This is a genomic window from Paenibacillus sp. FSL H7-0323 (assembly GCF_038002725.1).
In the GTDB taxonomy this organism is placed as follows: domain Bacteria; phylum Bacillota; class Bacilli; order Paenibacillales; family Paenibacillaceae; genus Paenibacillus_AQ; species Paenibacillus_AQ odorifer.
Window position 1 is genome coordinate 1,837,266 of record NZ_JBBODB010000001.1, and the last position, 16,201, is coordinate 1,853,466.

At 42.1% G+C, this 16,201-nt stretch carries 12 protein-coding genes and 2 pseudogenes; 3 read left to right on the top strand and 11 right to left on the bottom strand.

The annotated features are described in order from the left end of the window. The first annotated feature begins 473 nt into the window (after positions 1-473). Positions 474-950 (top strand): ferritin-like domain-containing protein, encoded by a 477-nt coding sequence (locus MHH89_RS08445; RefSeq protein ID WP_076220480.1) that lies wholly within the window; start codon positions 474-476, stop codon positions 948-950. A 2,027-nt stretch (positions 951-2,977) separates the two neighbouring features. On the opposite strand, the gene MHH89_RS08450 is transcribed toward MHH89_RS08445, so the two are convergent. Together MHH89_RS08450 and MHH89_RS08455 are read right to left on the bottom strand one after the other, a co-directional pair. After that, positions 2,978-3,760 carry an SDR family oxidoreductase gene (locus tag MHH89_RS08450; RefSeq protein WP_341086824.1) on the bottom strand — a complete coding sequence of 261 codons (783 nt, stop codon included), beginning with the start codon at positions 3,758-3,760 and terminating at the stop codon, positions 2,978-2,980. A gap of 286 nt (positions 3,761-4,046) precedes the next feature. Then, positions 4,047-4,814, bottom strand: coding sequence for a nucleotidyltransferase domain-containing protein (locus MHH89_RS08455; protein ID WP_076220482.1), 768 nt, complete (start codon positions 4,812-4,814; stop codon positions 4,047-4,049). A 186-nt stretch (positions 4,815-5,000) separates the two neighbouring features. Between MHH89_RS08455 and MHH89_RS08460 the strand changes: the two are divergent. Then, positions 5,001-5,180 (top strand): annotated as a pseudogene (locus tag MHH89_RS08460) (YHYH domain-containing protein); the annotation flags it as partial. Between the two features lie 209 nt (positions 5,181-5,389). Continuing rightward, positions 5,390-5,665: pseudogene (locus MHH89_RS08465) on the top strand (tyrosine-type recombinase/integrase); the annotation flags it as partial. A gap of 117 nt (positions 5,666-5,782) precedes the next feature. Here the strand turns inward: MHH89_RS08465 and glnA are convergent. The 9 genes from glnA to hfq form a co-directional block, all read right to left on the bottom strand. Further along, positions 5,783-7,111 carry a type I glutamate--ammonia ligase gene (gene glnA, locus MHH89_RS08470; RefSeq protein ID WP_036687730.1) on the bottom strand — a complete coding sequence of 443 codons (1,329 nt, stop codon included), beginning with the start codon at positions 7,109-7,111 and terminating at the stop codon, positions 5,783-5,785. Between the two features lie 33 nt (positions 7,112-7,144). After that, entirely contained in the window at positions 7,145-7,555 is a 411-nt protein-coding gene (locus MHH89_RS08475; protein ID WP_019910684.1) for a MerR family transcriptional regulator, read from the bottom strand. Between the two features lie 62 nt (positions 7,556-7,617). After that, entirely contained in the window at positions 7,618-8,892 is a 1,275-nt protein-coding gene (locus tag MHH89_RS08480) for a methionine gamma-lyase family protein (RefSeq protein ID WP_076302617.1), read from the bottom strand. 133 nt (positions 8,893-9,025) lie between these two features. Next, positions 9,026-10,315: a GTPase HflX gene (hflX, locus tag MHH89_RS08485; protein WP_076128387.1), complete on the bottom strand. Its 1,290-nt coding sequence runs from the start codon at positions 10,313-10,315 to the stop codon at positions 9,026-9,028. Between the two features lie 254 nt (positions 10,316-10,569). Beyond that, a complete protein-coding gene (locus MHH89_RS08490; protein ID WP_076098759.1) occupies positions 10,570-11,544 on the bottom strand; it encodes an AAA family ATPase in 975 nt (324 codons plus the stop codon). A gap of 317 nt (positions 11,545-11,861) precedes the next feature. Beyond that, the gene (locus MHH89_RS08495) at positions 11,862-12,518 is read right to left on the bottom strand and encodes a YdcF family protein (protein WP_340919198.1); all 657 of its coding nucleotides are present in this window, start codon (positions 12,516-12,518) and stop codon (positions 11,862-11,864) included. Positions 12,519-12,520: 2 nt separating this feature from the next. Next, entirely contained in the window at positions 12,521-13,075 is a 555-nt protein-coding gene (locus MHH89_RS08500; protein ID WP_076190185.1) for a DUF402 domain-containing protein, read from the bottom strand. 186 nt (positions 13,076-13,261) lie between these two features. Further along, the gene (locus MHH89_RS08505) at positions 13,262-15,820 is read right to left on the bottom strand and encodes a transglycosylase domain-containing protein (protein ID WP_341086828.1); all 2,559 of its coding nucleotides are present in this window, start codon (positions 15,818-15,820) and stop codon (positions 13,262-13,264) included. 139 nt (positions 15,821-15,959) lie between these two features. Further along, on the bottom strand, positions 15,960-16,199 hold the full coding sequence (gene hfq, locus MHH89_RS08510) for an RNA chaperone Hfq (RefSeq protein WP_036687741.1): 240 nt from the start codon (positions 16,197-16,199) through the stop codon (positions 15,960-15,962). Between the last annotated feature and the right edge of the window lie 2 nt (positions 16,200-16,201).

The following is a 16,201-nucleotide window of genomic DNA, read 5'->3' on the forward strand; positions in this document are numbered from 1 at the left end:
GATTAAATCCACGTTCATCTTCCCTGAGCTGCAGCTCCCACATAGCCCGTTGACTTTGTTGATTCCACAACCGGAGGAGCCCGTAAAAGCATGATAATCCCATCGCTTCAAACACTTTAAACCAACAATTTAAGATTCTCAAACCCAACAGGGTTTGGGTCATTGTCATTATATATATTCCTTGCCGGGGATGTCGGTTGTATCTGGCTAGCGTAATGAATCTGTGAACACGTGAAATCATAGGATGGCGACTGGAAAATTATAAGGAAAACCAATTGTGCGCAAACGTCGATAAGGTATCTTTCACCTGCTCGTTTTGCTGAGCAATTTACTAGAAAATCTATTTCTTACCGTCCACTTTTTTGACTTTGGTCTAATTAAGAAAAAGTAAGAAGTGAGATCATGCTCATACAATCAGTTAGCGAGCATATGATTGTTGATAGAATACTTATAAATTATTGGAGGTTTTGCTAATGTATATGGTGTATCCTTATTGGTTCAGATCTCAATTTGTCCCCATTTGGGCAACTTCAACTCAAGAGGCTCTTGAATTAATGAGGACTTCAGTCCAAGGTGAACGAAATGACGAACTTTTTTATGACCAACTCATTCAACTTGCTCCGAATAAAGAACAAGCTGAAGTTATTACTTCTATTCGGAATGATGAACGTGGGCATAATCTTATGTTTCGACAAATGTACAGAGAATTGACAGGACATGAAGTGACAGGAGTTAGCGACGAAGTCCCTGAACAAGTTAATTCGTATAACAATGGTTTGCAAAAAGCCTTTCAAGGTGAATTGTCAGCGGTTGAAAAGTATCGAAAGATATGGTTCGGTCTTCCGTATGGCGTTTATAAGGATACTTTATATGGCATTATTCTCGATGAGCAAAAGCATGCAGCGAAGTATAATAATTTATTGATACTAAATTCAGCTGCAAATCAGTAGTCATTGTATCGACTGCCCTTCAGAAATCACAACTTTACTTTCATAATATTAAGCGTGTCCCCTCTGCCTTCTCTCGAGTGCAAATGTAAGTCTTATCTTGTACCTGTGTCATGACGGCGCCTTCCCTAACACGTTGAACTCATCCACATTCTCGATCCAATCAAATGTCCCGCCCACGATGTGTGTGAACGATGCGTCAGCTCTATCCATACCACCATTATTCCCCGCATTTCTTTCTGATACTTCGTATATGATCGAACGTTTACTTTCCAACTGTCGAACTATGGTCTGCAGCACAATTCCTCAAAAACCATATTCTTTGCCCTCATCCTAATAATCCACTTTTCGCTATACAGCTAAGCTAGATGGTGTTAAGCCTTCTGGCTTTTTTACATTTTAGTCAAGAACGAATTCAAAGGTAACGCATGCTTTGGATTCGCCTTTGAATTGATTATCGATAACGAAACATACGAGTGAAATTTATCAAAAGTTGCCGAGCTCGCAATTCAAAAACTCAATCATTTGACTGAGTCATAGCATTCTCCATTATAAGAGGCTAGAAGTTTCACCTGTCGCGAAAATGGCTTGTCCCAAGTTGGAGAGCATTCTTATAGTCCAATTCATAAAATCGTTTAGCCAGCTTATTACCCCTTTCAAGCTTTGGAATAACACGTTTAGGTCATGGTAGCATAAGAATCACAGCGCACATACACACATATTTCAAAGAAAATAAATGAAAGCAGTATGGAGAAATTTGAAGCTCATATGAGAAGTATCCTCGAATGATCACTACATTTTTGGGGGGCATTACAGGGGCGTCCATAAACCTCTACAATATCTCCTATCCTTACCCCCACACACAAAAAAACTCAACACCAAAGGCGTTAAGGGTTTAAAGGTTCTAGTAAAGCGTCATATATTGGTTTCTTTCCAACTCATGAACCTGAGTACAATTTACAGTTTGCCTTTTTTTAATGGTCTGAATAGTACCTAACTCCGTTAAAATAAAGGGTTCTCTGAGAAAACGATTACGGATTTCAATGTCTTCCTTCTATTATTTGTGAGCATTTTGTGGGCGTTTATGTGTGCAGGAAATATAGCCCAATTTTCAATCAGAAGAGGTACTACAAATGCAATTGAAGATTTCAATCTAGGGAATAGAATCCAGAATATCGCTATCTTAAAAGTGGCTTGAAAATCGTATTGGGAGAATCATCGCCGTTAAAATTAACTTTAGATATCGGATAACCATCGCTAATTGGCTTCGTTCCGGAATCATTGGTGGATGTATCATAGGATCCATTGCCTCCGTGAGGGAAGAAATTTAATGTATGAACAAAAACCCTGCTACCATCATGGTCAGCAAGGTTTTATTATGACGCTTACTCGTAGAGTTGATTACAGATAAAACAAAATTTTTTGAGCAATAAAAGAGCAGTTCAGGTTATCCCTGTGATGACTCTTCTACATGGTACAACTCCTAACAGCAGCAATTCAATGTTACACAGCTTATCTACTACTAAAGGACAAGAAAAAAGGAACCATAAAACGTCGCCCGCGCGGCAAACGAAAATAGTTTCCCGGAGACGCCACTGATGCTACCGATACAACGACAGAACCATTACTCAAATGACAGGGCTGCTTACTTTGGAATGTCCCAGAGAACTTTTGAAGAACAAGGAGCACCCCCTAAATTATGAGATGGGAAGATTTAAAGCCGGGACAGTCCGTGCATATCTGTGACAATCACGATAGCGGATTTGGTGGAAGGTGCGGAAGTATTGTAGCTATTGGTACTTTTATTGGTATCAGCGAACGTATAGGTGCGTTGATTGACATATATGAACCGTTACTAATAATTATTTAACCAGAAGCCCTCGAAGAAGTCGACTTCGAATCACTGCCACCAGGATGGGCTGAATTTGATATAAGACCCATCAAATTATAATGCCTCGTCAGCATTATCACTGACGAGGCGATTTTCACAATCGTATTAGCTAGGTGTCTCATTGAGCTATCGTTCTCCGTTAGTTGAATCCACCCGTGGAATGTAAAACTTGGCCGGTAATCCACTCCCCATCATCGGTGGCTAAGAATGCAACCAGACGAGCTGCATCCTTAGGCAATCCTACTCTACCTGTTACAAATTGCTTAGATAACTGCTGTCGTAGGTCAGGAGTCATCCAGCCGGTGTCTGTGGGTCCAGGATTTATCGCATTTACGGTGATGCCTTTCGGACCCACCTCTGCTGCAAAAGTTCGTGTGAAAGCATCTATTGCCCCTTTCGTTGTGGCATACGAGATTTCACCAGCCATGGGGTCTAGTGATTGGCCCGATGTCATATTAATAACTCGACCACCTGCCGATTGCGTAAACCGTCTAGCGAATTCCACACTAAGCATAGTTACCGCCCTAACATTAATTGCGTAGTGTGCATCCAAAGACTCTGGGGTAATCGTGGTTAAGTCATCGTTAACCGAATAACAAGCATTGTTAACAAGAATGGAAGGTTCTCCTAGCTTCTGCTCAACGTTATTTAATAAATCCACAAAGCTTTCAGGTGCAGAAAGATCCATCATTAGGTGTTCGCAACGAACGCCCATGGCACGTATTTCCTCACAAAGTTGCTTTTGCTCCTCGTTATTGCTACCCCAGGGCATCTGTTGATCGTAACTAACCCAGTGTGTAAAAAATACATCAGCGCCTAGATAGGCCAACTCTTTGCACACTGCAGCACCGATTCCTGTGCTGCGACTTGCACCTGTTACTATTGCGATTCGACCTGTTAATCTGCCAAGTGTAGTATTCATGGGCCTTTTCTCTCCTTTTTATTTTGAAGTCGCATTAAACTGCGGTGACTATTGTGCAAATCTGCCCGTTACTTCAATGAAAACAGCAGGCTACCGTAGCGCCTGCTCATTAATGTGTATTATTCAACTAAAGTTCCCGTTAGCTCAATAGTCTTATGTTTTAATTAGAGTCGCTGCTTATAGTTGTGAGACTTGCCGAACACCTAACGCAGTGACGTCCAGACGGGCTTAGGGGGCTGGATGTGGTCACTCGCTTCTCAGAGTGACCCGGAGCGTCAATATGGTGTTAGCCGAAGGAAGTTCTGGAAGCAGCCATTGTATTTAAGGCGTTCTCAAAATAGCTATATACTTCATCTGCAATTCCCAGAAACTCTTCAACAAGTACATTACTATCCAAGTAACAAGCATACAGATAATCAACTAAAGCGGAGTCAATGTCACAATAGTTTAATATGGCATTCTTCATCTTAATAATGTCATCTTGCCATACACCTGTATCTTCTAAAACCAAAGAGTATAATGCACGAATTAATCTCTTAGAGTAACCTTTAATATATCTAGTTTTCATTGTGTTATCACTAGCATTAGAAAGTAAACTATGTATACGATCTACTTCCTCCTTGGTCTCTGTATTTAAGTCTAAAATGAACTCTGGAGAAATAATTATCGGTGGTACTTTTTCACCAACGTCATGACCATATATGCAAACACAAATTATCTTTACCCAAAAACCCCACTCATTTGGTTTACTTAATACATCGTCAATCGAGCAAATTATCGTATCAATCTTAGTTACTATTGGATATTCTTCCAAAAGCCTGTCTTTAATATTTGACAATCTTTCGTAATCAATATCTTTGGGATTTACACATACAATAGTAAAGTCTGCATCTGACTTAAAAGGTTTAGCAGTTCCTTTTGGAATCGAGCCACACATATAAATGCTATGAATCTTACCTTTGAATTCGGTAAGTATATTATCTATATACTTATCAACAAAATCCTTATATTCACTTTGTATTTCAATTCTATTTATAACTTTTTCTAATATCATATAGACTCCTCCTAAACTAAGAACTTCTTTCGGCTAACGCCTTTTTGCGAACTTCGTAAATTCGTCATGACTTAAATTATTCGCGAAATCATTCAACTATCCTGCCCAGTTAGCTTAATAAGGGATAAGTGAAAATGTATTCTGATAGACTACTCCAAGAATCAAACATTGGGGTATTTATTTTTTATGAAAAGAATTATTGTTCCAATCTTCATGTCACTTTTCTTATTATTGATGCCTGTACTTGCTGAGGCACATCCAGGACGCACAGATGCAAATGGGGGTCATTATTGCCGCACAAATTGCGCAAAGTGGGGACTGGAAAACGGAGAATACCATTACCACAACGGTGGAGGTTCAGATTCTAAACCGGCTGCCACATTTGTAAGACGTTAGATTTTTCAGCTGAGGATGAAGCAACTCTATTCGGAGATACAAAAACGTTTAATTCGCAACGAACGATAAAAATTAGTCAATCTATCATTAGCGATCTAAAGCAACACATTAAATATCAGAACCAAAATAAATTAGCTTAGAAGGGTTCCTATAAACATAAGTTAAACTTAGTTCTTTCTAGAGATGATGGTAATTTCATGCCGAAATCTTCTTTATTCAATTCTTTTTCGCGAATTTTGAAACGTATTGGTCTCCCGGCGATGCCGATTCATTCTTTTCGTCACACTCATGCTGTTCTTATACTTGAGGCTGGTAACGATATGAAGTATGTACTAGAACGTTTAGGTCACGGTAGTATGAGAATCACAGCGAACATATACACACATATTTCAAAGAAAATAAATGAAAGCAGCATGGATAAATTTGAAGCTCATATGAGAAGCATCCTCGAATGATCACTACATTTTTTGGGGGCATTACGGAGGTGTTCATAAACCTCTACAATATCTCCTATCATCCTTACCCCCACAAAAAAAACCCTCAACGCTTAGAGCGCCAAGGGTTTAAAGGTTCTAGTAAAGCGTCATGTATTGGTTTCTTTCCCACTCATGAACTTGTGTACGATAGATATCCCATTCGATTTCTTTCAGCTCGTAGAAGTGAGCCAGCGCATGTTCACCGAGAGCCTCGGTAATTACATGGCTGCGGATCATTTCGCTTAGCGCTTCTTTCAAATCGGATGGCAAGCTTGGGATGCCTTCTTCAATACGCTCTTCCTCAGACATCACATAGATGTTACGGTCAATTGGAGCTGGAAGATCAAGCTTACGCTTAATTCCGTCTAGCCCTGCTTTCAACATAACAGCAAGTGCGAGGTATGGGTTAGCTGCCGGGTCCGGGTTACGAACTTCAACACGTGTGCTAAGCCCTCTCGAAGCTGGGATACGAATCATCGGGCTACGGTTACTTGCAGACCAAGCTACGTAACAAGGTGCTTCATAACCAGGAACAAGGCGTTTGTAAGAGTTCACTGTTGGGTTAGTAATCGCTGCAAAAGCACGAGCGTGCTTCAAAATACCAGCCATATAATAACGTGCAGTTTTGCTCAGACCTAGCTTGTCACTTTCATCGTAGAACATGTTTTCTTTGCCATTAAACAAGGATTGGTGAGCGTGCATACCAGATCCGTTAATACCAAACAATGGTTTAGGCATAAAAGTTGCATGCAAGCCATGTTGACGGGCAACCGTCTTCACAACGAGCTTAAAGGTTTGAATTTGGTCAGCAGAAGTGATCGCGTCTGCATATTTGAAATCAATTTCATGCTGGCCGGAAGCCACTTCATGGTGGGAAGCTTCGATTTCAAAGCCCATTTCTTCAAGGGTCAATACGATTTCACGACGGCAGTTTTCCCCTAAGTCTGTAGGAGCTAAGTCGAAATAACCACCTTGGTCATTCAATTCTGTAGTTGGGTTACCTCTTTCGTCTGTTTTGAACAAGAAGAATTCAGGTTCAGGTCCAACATTCATCGCTGTAAAGCCCATTTCTTCGGCTTCCTTCAGACAACGCTTCAGGATACCACGTGGGTCTCCAGCAAATGGAGTACCATCCGGCATATACACGTCACAAATCAGACGTGCAACACGGCTATCAGTCACCCAAGGGAAGATTACCCAAGTATCAAGGTCTGGGAAGAGATACATATCGGATTCTTCAATCCGTACATAACCTTCGATGGAGGAACCATCAAACATCATTTTGTTGTCGAGTGCTTTTTCCAATTGGCTAACCGGAATCTCTACATTCTTGATAGTACCTAACAGATCTGTAAATTGCAGACGAATGAAACGAACATTCTCTTCCTTGGCAATGCGTAAAATATCCTCTTTAGAAAAGCTCACGTGATCCTCTCCCTTTCAAAACTCTGTATATTATTATTTATTAAAAAACCGGGATAACTCACCTTGAATAAGCGATACCTGTCCCGGTCTTTTACCGGAAACTAGTTCTTGCTTCAGCAAACGGTGAAGCTGCGAATCTGATAGCTCTCTACGTCTAACCTCTGTGTCAGGGGTAATCACTGTAGCTTCTTCGGATTCCTTCGAGACTGGGTTCATTACTTGCTTGATGCCAGCAATGTTAACACCCTTTTCAATCAAGGCCTTAATTTCTAATAGGCGCTCAACATCATTAAAAGAGAACAAACGTTGATTCCCAGAGGTACGTGCAGGTACGATTAGACTATGCTGTTCATAATAACGAATTTGTCTTGCAGATAAATCAGTTAACTTCATTACAATTCCAATAGGAAATAATGCCATATTTCTGCGGATTTCATCACCCATGACTCATCCAACCTTCCAATGATCTTTTTCTGATCTCATTGTACATTTCCTAATACAGCGTGTCAATGGTGTGTAAGATTTTCTGACAGTAATTTTCGATCACGCATACTTTGGAGTGCCATCAAAACGCCATATTTGACATGGGAGTAGGTTAATCCCCCTTGCATATAGCCGATAAAAGGCGCACGGATAGGCGCATCTGCCGATAACTCTAAGCTACCACCTTGTATAAACGTACCTGCCGCCATGATGACAGGATGTTCATATCCCGGCATATCCCATGGTTCTGGAACTACATGGCTGTCTACCGCCGCAGCACGTTGAATTCCCTGCACGAAGGCAATCAAGTGATCCGGTCCATCAAAGGAAACCGCCTGAATCAAATCTGTACGAGGTTCATTCCACGCTGGTTTCGTCTCAAACCCGCAGCGCTGAAATACAGCTGCCGCAAAAATACTGCCTTTAAGGGCTTGTCCAACTGTATGCGGAGCCATGAATAGGCCTTGGTATAACCCGCGGGTAGTTCCTAACATTGCGCCTACCTCGCCACCGATACCAGGAGCTGTAAGACGGTACGCTGTAAGCTCTACTAGATCTCTGCGCCCACAGATGTATCCACCCGTCTCAGCAATTCCACCACCAGGATTTTTAATTAATGAACCCGCTACTAGATCCACACCAACCTGTGGAGGCTCAAGCTCTTCAGTAAACTCACCATAGCAATTATCAACGAACACAATAACATCCGGTTTCAATGACTTCACTCTCGCTGTCATGTCACCTATTTCGGCTACTGTGAAGGAAGCACGCCAATCATAACCACGCGATCTTTGGATTCCAATTACTTTAGTTTTCTCATTGATAGAGAGAGTTACCTCTTCCCAATCAATCTTACCCTCTGCTGTAAGGGCAACTTCCCGATATGTAATTCCGAAGTCTGCGAGTGAGCCTGTCCCATCTCCTGCTTGGCCAATCACCTTGTGTAAGGTATCGTACGGACGACCTGTGATGTATAAAAGCTCGTCTCCTGGTCGCAGCACACCAAAGAGGGCTGTTGAAATGGTATGTGTTCCTGAAGCAAAATGCGGGCGCACCAAAGCTGATTCCGCACCAAAAACGTCAGCATAGACAAGATCCAGCACTTCGCGTCCACGGTCGTTGTAAGCATACCCCGTTGAACCCGCAAAATGATAATCACTGACCTGATGACGTTGAAACGCTTCAATAACCTTCCATTGATTCTTATCGACAATTCGATCAAGAGCTTTGACTGCACCTTCGATTTCAACTTCTGCGGACTCTGCCGCTCCTAAAATATCTTCTGCAAAAACTGCCATTAGTTCTTATTCGCTCCTTACATTTACTTGCCATCATAATGACAGAAAGCGACAGTTGCCTGACGCTTTCTGTCATTAGCTATTATTTTATACCTATACAACAAGCATTTCCACTTTAGGGGAACAAAGAAGATTACGGCTGGTCCACAAAATCAGCAAGCATGTAACCCCATTTATCATAATCCTCTTTATTAAGACGGACGTTATAGATAACATCGTTCTCATCATAGGTGGTTTCCAGAACCTCACCTACTCTGTAAAGCAGGGAAGAAATATCGCCTCGGTCTCCAGGAATGCGAAAATTCAGCGTATCTCCAGCCAACTCATCAGAGATAATTTCAATAATCCGGGTTAAATCCTCCGGGTTAAAGGCACTGATTTTCAAAAACCCTGTGCCTGTTGGCAGCATTTCCAGTTGCTCAGGCTCACATAGATCGATTTTATTAAAAAGTACTATTTGCGGTTTGCTAGCTGCCCCTAAGTCCTGCAAAATAGTTTGTACAATCTCCATCTGCTCCTCACGCATTGGAGATGAGGCATCCACTACATGCAACACCAGATTGGCCTCATTGACTTCCTCCAGCGTTGCGCGGAAAGATGCTACAAGATCATGCGGAAGATTCTGAATGAAGCCTACAGTATCCGTAAGCACTACCTCTTTACCACCCGTTAGTTGAAGCACACGTGAAGTAGGGTCAAGCGTAGCAAACAATTGATTCTCAATATAAACATCCGCATCCGTAAGCTGCTTAAGCAGCGTCGATTTACCAGCATTCGTGTAGCCGACTAGAGCAACCTGCACTGCCCCTGCTTTACGGCGGCGTTCACGGTGCAATTCACGGGTTTTAACTACCTCATCCAACTGGCGTTTCAACTCCGTAATCCGACCGCGAATATGACGGCGATCGGTCTCAAGCTTACTTTCACCTGGCCCTCTGGTTCCTATACCCCCGCCTAATCTGGATAAGTTTTTGCCTTGACCGGATAACCGCGGCAAAAGATAGGACAGCTGTGCCAGCTCTACTTGAATAATACCCTCTCGTGTTTTGGCCCGCCCAGCAAAAATATCCAAAATGAGCTGCGTCCGATCAATAATCTTCAGATCCAGAGACTCTTCAAGGTTCCGTACCTGCGCTCCAGATAATTCCTGATCAAAAATAGCCGTATTAGCTCCAAGACCATCAGCGGCCATGCGGAGCTCTTCTACCTTACCTTTCCCGATAAACCATTTCGAATCCGGTGTTTCCTTATTCTGACGCAACACATCCAGGACTTCAACACCTGCTGTTTCTGCTAATTGTACTAATTCCTGCAGAGAAAGCTCTGGGTCAATACCGGTACGTTTAATTTTATCTGTGACGAGAGTGACCAATATCGCCCGATCTTGAATATCCGTTTCTGTATCATGCGTAGTTATTGCCATTTATTCATGCTCCTTATGACGGTAATAGAATCTTTGTGTACCATTTAATCAGTTTTTCACTTCTTGCTGATGTTATACAGATGAACCTGTTCATTCACAGCGCTTCAAAACATTTTATCATAAGTTTCATTGGTAATATAGGCTGATAATGGAACGGCTCACCATTCTGTCCGCATTTTCATTATGATAATCTTCAATCTTTTATAAAAGATAAACCGACTAAGCACGTATAAACTTAGCCGGTGTCAATTTATTTAAGAAATTATACTCTCCCCTTTTGAATAATCATCGACCGGAAGAACAAGGTCTCTCGGTAAGATCTCCATCAAAGATTGTTTAGATATTTTGACATGCCTGCTTATTAATCTAACCGCTTGATGGCGGATTGCCTGTTCGAGGATATTGCGTACATAACGGGCATTACTAAAGTTTTCTTCAATAATTTTCTCATTAAGGATTAACTCTTTTAGTTTCCCGTTTGTTTCTGGAGTAATTATATAGTCTCTTTCAGCAGCCATTTTATGTGCAATCAATATCAGTTCATCTGTTGTGTAGTCCTGAAAATCGAGTTGAATTGGAAATCGTGAGGGAAGCCCGGTATTAGCCTCCATGAACATCTCCATTTCATTTGGATAACCCGCTAAGATAATGATGAGATCATCATTCCTGTCCTCCATAACCTTTACAAGACAGTCGATTGCCTCTTTTCCAAAATCTTTATCCCCGCCTCTAGCCAAGCTATAAGCCTCGTCAATGAATAAAACGCCACCCATAGCCTTCTTAACAAGGTCTCTGGTCTTTTGAGCTGTATGCCCTATGTATTCCCCCACTAAATCCGCTCTCTCTACTTCGATTAATTGACCTTTACTTAATATGCCCATATTCTTTAACAGCTTGGCAACGATTCTTGCTACAGTTGTCTTCCCAGTCCCGGGGTTGCCTTTAAACAACATATGATAAACCTGATTAACTACATTTAACCCCAGTTCTTGTCTCATTTTTTCCACTTGGATAAGCGCATGAATTTCATATATGAGATCCTTCACCTTTTCAAGACCGATAAGCTCATGAAGCTCTTGCAGGATTTCTTTTGTAGATTCTAAATGATTATTTTGAGCCAGCGCGCTCTCCAATGTTTCATTCGTAATATTTGTTGGGTCTTGATTTTTGAAAGTTATATTCATTCTGGAATCATTAATGGTTATCTTTCTTAAATTTTCTTCACCCATTGTAATCACCTCGTTAGAGCATTATATGCAATAACTGAATGACATCATGCACTTGTTTTAAAGAATGGGGTTTCGACATTGGATTCCCTGCTATCTCTCGCATCTTCTACGATGGTACACGAGGATAGAATGACCGAAATGCATAAAAGTCATAAGCAGAACTTTATTTTTTTATCATTTCACAACCCCATTATTTTTGATATACAAATAACAAATAGCCCCCCTTTAGAGTTTAGTCCATTTGGGGGCTGGCTTTTCTAATCAAGTCTCTTCCGGAATAGGAAGCATTATTAGAAGATTCTGATAATTGAGAACAATTACAGGAACAACTGCTGGATTTTCCATTTCGTATAGGCTAGAATTTCACGCGACTTATGCCTTGTCATCGACAGAACAGTGGATTCAGTAAGCCCCAGTTCAGGATTCACATAACCGAGCTCGTCCGCGATTTCGTGTGAACGCCATCCATGATATGTATGCGTAATAATAATTGCTGAGGACAATCCCTCACTTATCATAATTGCTTTGCTATACAGAAGATTCTCGTAAGTGCTGGTAGCTTTATTTTCAACAGAAATGGCGCTATCCGGAACTCCATGAGCTACTAAATAATTGCGCATGCCTTGACCTTCGGTATATTTCAGATCAGGTTTATCCAAACCTCCAGAAACTATGATATGCGGGAACATCCCCTCTTGATAAAGCTTAAGCCCGTAATCCAATCGTTCCTTCAATCCCGGGCTAGGTTCTTCTCCCCACATCGACATGCCAAGAATGATCCCTGTATCGGCTTTGAGCATAGGATCTGTCGTTGCGGCTTTATTGATATTCCTCAATGCGTACGCACACCACAACAAACCAACTACAACAATAACCATTAAAGCAATAAGCAACGTTCGTTTAGACCAAATTCGACGTTTTTTGCGAACAATCCGAATCGGGGAAGAGTCTCTTCCATAAACGTACCATTCCATCTTTATTTCCTCCTGAATTCTCCATGATGAAATAATTCGGCACGATGTTTCAAAGAGAGTGAGAAATAAGGGAAAGCATGAGCATCGATGCCACGTAAAATAGTATGGGCAGTCTCCCAGGCTAGCTTATAATCGTTTTCTGAGATGTCTTGCCTCTCCAGTGCTTCCTCCAGTTCATCCTCATCGAGCAAAAACACCTCGCCGTTCCAAAGTACTACCACGTCCAGATACAAATCGTCAAACCAAGGCACACCTTGGTCAGTAACGCCTTGCACTTTACAGGTGTCTATGTACCATTGAACAATATTTTGTTTTTCGTCGAACATAGCCGTCACAATATAGTGACTATCTTTCGGAAAATATTGCAGCCAGGAATAACCTTTATCTGCAATTCGATATGTATGTCGTCCATAGCTCTTCCACAGTGGTTCTTTCAGCCCGTAGATGGTATAAAGCGTAATATATCCGCTGAATTCCCGGCTCTCCACATAGCGGCAGGCAAAATGGCGACGCGTAATCCGGCGCCAGTTGGCCCGGTCTCCGAATTTACGTTTCATAGAAATTACCCTCTCCAGTATGGTCTATTCAGCTTAACACATTTAGAGGATACACTCAAAATATCCCGCAAAATACAAGAAATTTTTCTTCTAAACCTAATAAAAACGGCAGTCCAGCTTCGCTCTATAAATAAAGCAAAGCTGGACTGCCATGGATAAAGCTATTGTTCGAAATTCAAATTCGTTTTATTGAGTGGAAGAATCCCCGTTCACAAAACCTGTCTCTGGATCAGGGTTTATGGATACATTCCCACTCTCATCGCCGGAACCCTCTCCACCGATAGTGGGTTCTGGAGTTGGGGTCGGCATTGGTGTTGGCGGTGGCGGGGTGATTTCAGGGATTGTAGTACCGCCGTCATTTCCGCCTCCCTCATTGCCGCCTCCGTTATTGCCACCATTTCCATTCTCTCCGTTGTTGCCACCGTCCTCTGGGGTCGGGGTCGGAAGATTAGGATCTATGGTGGGTTCAGGGGTCGGCATTTCATCCTGCACGGATACACTAACCACATTGGAGGGTTCGCTCTCCACTTTTAGCGCAGGGTCATAAGAAGTTACATAATACTCGTAAACCAAACCAGGCAGTGCACTAAAATCGCCTGCGCTGGTAGTCACTGTATTTAACAGTGAGCCAAATTCAGCTTCCGATGTCTCTCTACGATAAATACGATACTCAACGCCGGCAACAGGAACTGCCTCCCAATTGAGATTTACAGTCATCGTAGAAGGATCATATGCTGCTGATAGTCCAGTAACGGTCTGAGCTGTTTCTGGTGTTTCAGTAGGCTCAGGAGCAATCTCGTTATCGAGCTGCGGGAAGGATTTCTTAGGAACATCCTTCAGCGCTTCCTCCATGACCTTACCCCAGAAAGCAGCGGCAAGCGGACTGCTGTTCTTAAGCAGATGCTTTTTACTTGGCTTGTCGTAACCCATCCAGACTGCTGCAGTCCATTCTGGCGTATAGCCTACAAACCATACATCACGGTTCGAGCTGATTCCAGAATATCCACTTTGCGTCGTACCGGTCTTACCGGCAACAGGACGGTCAATCCTAGCTTTTCTACCCGTACCGCTCTCCACGACCTTCTGCATCATCTCAGTCATTTGATAAGCTGTTTCCTTACTCATCACTCGCTCAGGCGTTGTATTCGCTTTGTAGACCGTCTCACCACTGCTATCAGAGATGGATTTAATGGAATAAGCCTCTCTTAGTTCGCCGCCATTTGCAAAAGCGCTGTAGGCTTGCGCCATTTCCAGCGTATTGGTCCCTTTGCTCATGCCTCCAAGAGCCAGCGAGAGGTTCTTATCCTCATCTTCCAATCCAATGCCTAGTTTCTTGGCAAATTTAAATCCGGTATTCACACCAATTTCATTGAGCAGCCAAACAGCCGGAATATTCTCTGATTTCTGAATGGCATCACTCATGTTGATGCTCTTAGAATATCCGTGCAGGTTGGTTGGACAATAGTTCGCGAAACATTGCTTCTCGTTGCTTAGCGTTGAATTCATGGTGAATTTCCCAGTTTCCAGCGCTGGAGCATAAGAGACAATTGGTTTGAAAGCAGAACCTGGAGAACGACGGCTGCCAGTTACACGACTGTAGCCTTTTTTCTCATAATTCCGTCCGCCAAGGAGTGCGACAATGCTGCCATTCTCCTGATTCACAATCGTCATTGAGCCTTGTACCAGCTCTTCATCTACACTCTTTTCAAAATTATCACTATCTGCAAAAGCATCTTCAACCGTTTCTTGAGCATGCTTATCCATGGTAGTGTAAATTTTGTATCCGCCGATATTCAGATCATCTTCTGACAATCCAAATTTTTCTTCCGCCTCATCTACTGCAAAATCAATAAATGCTTGATAACGCTGTTTCTTTTCTGGTGGCTTATAGTTATAATCTACGGCTTTTGCTTCGTCTCTTTCCTGCTCCGTAATGTACCCTTGCTCATACATAAGCTGAAGCACTACTGCCCGGCGTTCCTTCGAAAGATCAGGGTTACGCAGCGGGTTGTAACGAGACGGGCCTTTTGGCATAGCCGCCAATGTCGCGATTTCCCAAACCTTAAGCTGACTCAAATCACTTTTACCAAAATATCTTACTGATGCTGCTTTAATTCCGTAAATTGTACCCCCGAAGTTAATCCGGTTCAGATACATGGTAATAATCTCTTCTTTAGATTTCTGATTCTCCAGGGCTACGGCAATCGACACCTCAGTTGCTTTACGGAAAAACGTCTTGTCCCGTGTCAGGAAGATGTTTTTGGCGAGCTGTTGAGTAATGGTACTACCGCCCTCTACCATACTTCGTGCGGCTATATCCTTTACTGCTGCCCGGCCAATCGACCATAAATCCACACCAGAATGTTCGAAGAAACGTTTGTCCTCTGTGGCTACAAAAGCGTTAACCAATAACGGTGGAATTTCTTCATACTCTACTGGATCACTTTTCTCCAGTGATAATTCGCCGATTAAATTAGCATTGCGGTCATATACCTTAGTCGTTTCATTCACTGTTAGCTTATCCTGGTTCTCAAGCAGAAGCTTTTGACCATTTAGCATAATGAACAGATATCCACCTAATGCACAGAAAATGGCCAATGCCGTAGCGAAGAACAAGCTCCACAGCACACGCTTCTTCGTCAAAAATTTCTTTTTCTTTTTTGGTTTTGATTTTGGTTTTGATTTGGAACTGGACGATCCTCTATCTCTATTGTGATTCGTCCTGGATGTATCGTCTCTAGACATAATGCCTCCTGACTCCCTTTCGGAAATAAACATAAATGGTCTGCCATGAATGAAAAGAACAACCTTCACAGGTTGCTCTCTCACACTCTATTCAAACGATTTATAAACAAGAAAGGTTTCAATTCATTTTTGATAAATGTTATTCTTCACTACTGCTGTCTTGCATCAGTGATACACTACGTTGTGGTGTGAACGTGGAAATTGCGTGTTTATACACCATTTGCTGGCGTCCATCACTGTCAATGACGATTGTAAAATTGTCGAATGCTTTAATTATTCCCCGGATTTGAAAACCGTTGGTCAGATATACCGTAGCAGGGATATTTTCTTTGCGTAGTTGGTTCAAGAATGTATCTTGGATGTTAATGGACTTGTTCATAT